We start from the raw sequence: 2,666 nt of genomic DNA, 5'->3' as shown, positions 1-2,666 counted from the left end.
CCCGTCCTGGGTCGGCGGTGCGACGTAATCGACGAACTCCTCGACGGTCGGGTCGGTGACCCGCATGCGAACGTGGAGTTCGCCGAGTTCGTCGGGGTTGCCGACGGCGAAGTTGACCACGCCCTGGAACGCGGCCTGTTTTTTCAGGTCGAACGAGAGCGTGTCGCCGTCCCGTCCCGAGAAGAACTCGCCGCGCGCCGTGTCGAGGATTTCCTGTCGGTGGAGCAGTTCGGAGAAGTGCTCGACGCTGTGCGCTTCGGCGACGACTTCGCCCGCCTTCGATTCTGTCTCCGCGCCGGGAAAGACGTTCTCGATGGCGTCCGTGACCCGCGCTTCGATTTCGGTGTCGTTTACGGGTGCCGTGATTCGGATATCGACGCTGTATATCATCGGTTCTCACCCGCCTCTACGCTCTCCAGTCCCGAAAGTCCGTCTTCGAGGAGCGCGCGAATCCGGCGGCGGAAGCCGTCGAGCGTTCCGGTGTTGTCGATGACGGCATCGGCCCGCGCCATCGATCGGTCGAGGCCGAACCCGAGTTCACGTTCGTCGCGCTTTCGAAGGCGCGCTTCGTCGGCGTCCGAGTGGTCGCGTCCCCGCTCGCTCAACCGGTCGGCGCGGACCTCGAACGGGGCTTCGATGCTCACCAGTACGAAATCGTCGCCGAAGGCGTCCTCGAACCGTTCGACTTCGACGCCCGAGCGAATCCCGTCGACGAGGACGGTTTCCGAGGTGGTCAGCGCCGCGTCGATTTGTGGGAGTGACGCCTGTGCGATGGCGTCCGGGCCGTTCTCCTCCCGGAGTGCTTTGGCGATTTCGCCGTGGTGCTCCGCCGGGTCGAGGCCCCGCTCGCGGCACGCCGCGCGGATAACGTCGCCCATCGTGACGACGGGGATTCCCATCTCCTCGGCGACGGTGGCGGCCTCGCCTTTGCCGCTCCCGGGAGGCCGACGGTTCCGATTACTCGCATCGTCTTCGTTTTCTCGTGAACCGTGCTTAAGGGCTGTGTTTGCGGGGAGAATCCCAACCCCTTATGAAGGCGCACCGATAATGCGGTACCGAGGGCACGTAGCTCAGTCTGGATAGAGCGTCGGACTTCTAATCCGACGGCCGTGGGTTCGAATCCCATCGTGCTCGCTCGACTTCGCTTCCGCTCGTTTCGCTCGCACGATGTAGTCACCCTCGCTCCGCGAGAGCGTTGCTCTTGCGTGCTCTCGTTCGCTCCTTTCAGTCGCTCACGAGAACTCCGCTCGCAGTTCTACTTCTGGACGGCTACCGCACCGCAACCGCCAACGAACCGCTTGTGAATTCCGCTCCGGCATTCAACCGGGAGCCCATCACCGAAAAAGCAGGTCACGAACTGGGGAGGAGGCCGGAGGGCTATCCGTCGCGGCGTCGTGGGCTAGCCGAGCATGGAGTACGAAATCACGAACCAGCCAGCGTTCGCCGAACTCCTCCTCACGCTGGACGCGGACGAGGAGATTCGGGTCGAGGCGGGGTCGCTGGTCAGCCATTCGGCGGGAGTCGAAGTGCCACCGGATTCGGAAGCACTACTCGAACGCTCCGTTCTCGGTGAGGAGACGCCGTTTTCGACGACGTTCGCCGCGGACCACCCCGGAACCATTCGGCTCGCGCCGCCGTTTCCGGGCGACATCTTTCACTACGAACTCCGGGACGAAACGCTGTACGTCCAGTCCTGTGCGTTCCTCGCGGCGGAGTCAGGTATCGATTTCGAGGAAAAAGGAAGCTTCGTGGAGTGTGCGGGGGACTTCCTTCTCGAACTCTCCGGGTCGGGTCTCGCGTTTCTTTCGAGCTACGGGGCCGTCTCGATAGTGAGCCTCGACCCCGGCGAGCGATACATTCTGGACACCGGCCACGTCGTCGCGTTCGAGGGGTCCGTGGACTTCGAGGTGACGCGCGTCGATACCGTTCACTCACACGCTGGCGGGCGGGGCGGCCTCGTCTGCGAACTCGAAGGCCCGGGGACGATTTGGACGCAATCCCGAAGCCCGGTCGCGCTTCTCTCGTGGATTGTGCCGAATCTGCCGGACGGCGAGTAGGCTCGTTATTTTCTTAGGTATCGAATGATGCCTTCGGACAAGAGGCGGAATTTGCGCCCCGCACGACGCTTATTTAGGGGGAGGTAGAACGGGTGAGTATGCGAGAGGATTTTCTCCTACTCAATCCGGGTCCGGTACCCCTCGCGCGCGACGTTCGACAGGCGATGAGCGAGCCAATGGTATCGCACCGCTCCGCGGAGTTCGAGTCGGTGTACGAAAACGCACAGGACGGTCTCGATTACATCTTCGAGCGCTCCTCGCTCGACGGGACGCCGACGACGAGCGGCGGTACCAGCCTCATCTTCAACGGGACGGCGACGATGGCGATGGAGGCCGCCGTCGCCAACCTCGCCGGTGAGGACGACGAAGTGGTCGCCGTCGTGAACGGCAAGTTCGGACGGCGGTTCAAGCGAATCGCCGACCGCTACGCGAACGTGACGCCGGTCGCGTTCGACTGGGGCCAGTCCATCGACCCAGATGCCGTCGCGGAGGCCGTGACGGACGAGACGAAAGTCGTGACGATGGTCCACAACGAGACGAGTACGGGACTCCTCAATCCGGTCGCCGAAGTCGGCCGACGTCGCGGCGGAACACGACGCCTACTTCGTC

The 2,666-nt window shown here is 63.7% G+C and carries 2 protein-coding genes, 1 tRNA gene and 2 pseudogenes; 3 read left to right on the top strand and 2 right to left on the bottom strand.

Translation table 11 applies throughout. The annotated features are described in order from the left end of the window. Positions 1-390 (bottom strand): RNA-binding domain-containing protein (locus tag BG842_RS10040; protein ID WP_069450635.1); only part of this gene is annotated, 390 nt, incomplete at its 3' end. After that, positions 387-967, bottom strand: a pseudogene (locus BG842_RS10035) (AAA family ATPase). The gene BG842_RS10040 and the pseudogene BG842_RS10035, both read right to left, overlap by 4 nt. A gap of 92 nt (positions 968-1,059) precedes the next feature. Here BG842_RS10035 and BG842_RS10030 point away from each other — a divergent pair. The 3 genes and pseudogenes from BG842_RS10030 to BG842_RS10020 form a co-directional block, all read left to right on the top strand. After that, positions 1,060-1,134 (top strand) — tRNA-Arg (locus BG842_RS10030). Between the two features lie 275 nt (positions 1,135-1,409). After that, complete coding sequence (locus BG842_RS10025; protein ID WP_069450634.1) at positions 1,410-2,057, top strand: TIGR00266 family protein; 648 nt, start codon at positions 1,410-1,412, stop codon at positions 2,055-2,057. A 98-nt stretch (positions 2,058-2,155) separates the two neighbouring features. Next, positions 2,156-2,666 (top strand): annotated as a pseudogene (locus BG842_RS10020) (aminotransferase class V-fold PLP-dependent enzyme); the annotation flags it as partial.

Source organism: Haladaptatus sp. W1 (genome assembly GCF_001723155.1).
Taxonomy (GTDB): Archaea; Halobacteriota; Halobacteria; order Halobacteriales; family Haladaptataceae; genus Haladaptatus; species Haladaptatus paucihalophilus.
The sequence above is the reverse complement of the archived record's forward strand: the minus strand, read 5'-3'. Positions and strand labels throughout refer to the sequence as shown.

Coding starts and splice junctions, on each gene's coding strand:
- BG842_RS10025 (WP_069450634.1), top strand. CDS start 1,410: ATGGAGTACGAAATCACGAACCAGCCAGCGTTCGCCGAACTCCTCCTC.